The 2842-nt window shown below is 71.2% G+C and carries 4 protein-coding genes; all 4 read left to right on the top strand.

Translation table 11 applies throughout. The features are described from left to right. Positions 1-412 precede the first annotated feature (412 nt). Positions 413-934, top strand: a complete 522-nt coding sequence (gene rimP, locus J0670_RS34835) for a ribosome maturation factor RimP (protein ID WP_207816466.1) — start codon at positions 413-415, stop codon at positions 932-934. Positions 935-988: 54 nt separating this feature from the next. Next, positions 989-1981, top strand: coding sequence for a transcription termination factor NusA (nusA, locus tag J0670_RS34830; RefSeq protein WP_207816462.1), 993 nt, complete (start codon positions 989-991; stop codon positions 1979-1981). 154 nt (positions 1982-2135) lie between these two features. Next, the gene (locus J0670_RS34825) at positions 2136-2378 is read left to right on the top strand and encodes a YlxR family protein (RefSeq protein WP_307806828.1); all 243 of its coding nucleotides are present in this window, start codon (positions 2136-2138) and stop codon (positions 2376-2378) included. Between the two features lie 231 nt (positions 2379-2609). After that, the coding region (locus tag J0670_RS34820; protein WP_207816457.1) for a translation initiation factor IF-2 N-terminal domain-containing protein at positions 2610-2842 on the top strand (233 nt) is incomplete at its 3' end.

The raw sequence follows: 2842 nt of genomic DNA, 5'->3' as shown, positions 1-2842 counted from the left end.
CGGGTCGGGGCCGGGGCCCGTGTCGCCGGTGGGGTCGAGGCCGCCGTCGGTGGAGCTGGTGCAGGCGGTGAGGGTGAGCAGTCCGAGGGCCAGGAAGGTCCGTCGGCTGGGCGGCTGCATCGGGGTCACTCCGGGGCGTGTACGGGAGGACGGCCTCCCCGCCTGCCCTCGTTGGCCTGAATCCTCGCAGAACCCTCACGATCACGGGCGGCGATCGGGGGCGGGCCCGCGGGTGTGAGCTTGCTCGCAGTGGGTGGTGTCCGGCCGGGCGGGGGAGGGCCGGAATCGGTGGTTGGCGGCTTCACCGGCTAGGCTTTGGGCCGAGCTGCCGTGCCCGGTGTGCGCCCGAGTGGCGCGGAGGGCGCGGGGCGACCTTCCGACAACAGCAGACGCGGCCGAGGAGTCCACCCGGATGAGCACCACCCACACCGACCGGCTGCGCGCGTTGCTGGAGCCGCTGGCCGAGCAGGCCGGACTGGACCTGGAGGACGTCAAGGTCACCAAGGCGGGCAGCCGCCGACAGGTGCAGATCGACGTCGACACCGACGGCGGCGTGGACATGGACACCATCGCCGAGTTCAGCCGGGTGGTCGGCGAGGCCCTGGACGAGTCGGACCTGATGGGCGACGAGCCCTACCTGCTGGAGGTCGGTTCGCCGGGTGCGGAGCGTCCGCTGGTGCTGCCCCGGCACTGGCAGCGTGCGCTGGGCCGGCTGGCCAAGGTCCACTTGGTCGACGGCGGGGAGATCGTCGCCCGGGTGCTGGAGGCGGACGAGGACGGCGCGTTGGTCGAGGTGCAGCCGGTGAAGGGGCGGGGGCGCCCGAAGGAGCGCCGGCTGGAGTACGGCGAGGTCGCCCGGGCGCGGGTCCAGGTCGAGTTCAACCGCAAGGACGACGAGCTCCTGGACGAGGAGGGGGACGACGGCGCCGAGTGAGCCGCCCGCCGTACGAACCATGATGAACGTGACGAAAGACGAGGAGGCGTAGCCGTGGACATCGACATGAGTGCCCTGCGCACGCTGGTCAACGAGAAGAACATCCCCTTCGACCTGCTGGTCGAGTCCATCGAGTCCGCCCTCCTCACCGCGTACCACCGCACCGAGGGCTCGCGCCGTCGCGCCCGGGTGCACCTGGACCGCAAGTCGGGCCACGTCACCGTGTGGGCGATGGAGGACCCGGCGGAGCTGGACGAGGGCGTCGAGCCGAAGGAGTTCGACGACACCCCGAGCGGCTTCGGCCGGATCGCGTCCAGCATCGGCATCCAGGTGATGATGCAGCGCCTGCGCGACGCCGCCGACGACCAGACCTTCGGTGAGTACGCGGGCAAGGAGGGCGACATCGTCACCGGTGTCGTCCAGCAGGGCAACGACCCGAAGAACGTGCTGGTCGACATCGGCAAGCTGGAGGCCATCCTGCCGCCGCAGGAGCAGGTTCCGGGCGAGGACTACCGGCACGGCACGCGGCTGAAGTGCTACGTGGTGGCGGTGCGCCGCGGTGTCCGCGGGCCGTCGGTGACGCTGTCGCGCACCCACCCGAACCTGGTGAAGAAGCTGTTCGCGCTGGAGGTCCCGGAGATCGCGGACGGCAGCGTCGAGATCGCCGCGATCGCCCGTGAGGCCGGCCACCGCACCAAGATCGCGGTCTGGTCGCGCCGGGCCGGGCTGAACGCCAAGGGCGCCTGCATCGGCCCGATGGGCTCCCGGGTGCGCGCCGTGATGGGCGAGCTGCACGGCGAGAAGATCGACATCGTCGACTGGTCCGAGGACCCCCGGGAGATGGTCGCCGCGGCGCTGTCCCCCGCGCGGGTGACCAGCGTGGAGATCGTGGACGCCGCCCAGCGTTCCGCCCGGGTGATCGTTCCGGACTACCAGCTGTCGCTGGCGATCGGCAAGGAGGGGCAGAACGCCCGCCTGGCCGCCCGCCTCACCGGGTGGCGGATCGACATCCGACCGGACACCGAGGGGCAGCCCGAGCCCCAGTAGGAAAATGTAGGGGCCGCGGCCCAGTAGTCAGTGTTGTCCTGGCCGTCCCCGCCGGTCCTCCGGGACTCGCGGGGCGGCGCCATGTCGCTTCGGAGGGGTAGACTTGCCTTCGTCTGGCCGGACGCATGTCCGAGCACGCCCGGAACGCACCTGCGTGGGCTGCCGCAAGCGCGCGGCCAAGCACCAGCTGTTGCGTGTCACGGCGGTCGAGGGCGTCTGCGTCCCTGATCCCCGTGGCGCACTGCCGGGCCGGGGCGCTCACCTGCACCCCGATCCGGCCTGCCTCGACCTCGCGGTCCGCCGTCGGGCGTTCCCCCGGGCCTTCCGGCTCCAGGGATCGCTCGACACGGAGCGGCTCCGCGGGTTCATCGAGGAGCGGGCAGGCGGGGCCCCCTAGGTGGGTCACCTCCCGCGACGGCCGCCGCTTGACGTGGCGGAGAACCACCGCAACAAGCACGGCGCTCGGTAGTCACGCGCGCCGTGCCACCAGTCAGGTACCTCGCGATGTGGAAGTAGGTCGAGATTGCGATGAGCACTCGATGAGTACGCGATGAGTACGCGATGGGTACGCCCATGAAGTAGCGACAGTCCGGCGGACGAGACCCCCGGACTCATAGACAGGAGTGAAGTGGCTAAGGTCCGGGTTTACGAACTCGCCAAGGAGCTTGGCTTGGAGAGCAAGGCCGTCATGGCCAAGCTCACCGAGCTCGGTGAGTTCGTCCGTTCGGCGTCCTCGACGATCGAGGCGCCGGTCGTACGCAAGCTGACTGACGCGCTTGGTGTGGCCCCCACCGGTGGTGGTTCCGCTGCCAAGCCGGGCCCGCGGAAGCCCGCGGCGCCCTCCCCGGCGGGCGGCTCCGC

The organism is Streptomyces sp. FH025 (assembly GCF_017427025.1).
In the GTDB taxonomy this organism is placed as follows: domain Bacteria; phylum Actinomycetota; class Actinomycetes; order Streptomycetales; family Streptomycetaceae; genus Kitasatospora.
The sequence above is the reverse complement of the archived record's forward strand: the minus strand, read 5'-3'. Positions and strand labels throughout refer to the sequence as shown.

Bases quoted from the DNA above. Each gene is read 5' to 3' on its own strand.
- rimP (WP_207816466.1), top strand. From the start codon at position 413: ATGAGCACCACCCACACCGACCGGCTGCGCGCGTTGCTGGAGCCGCTG.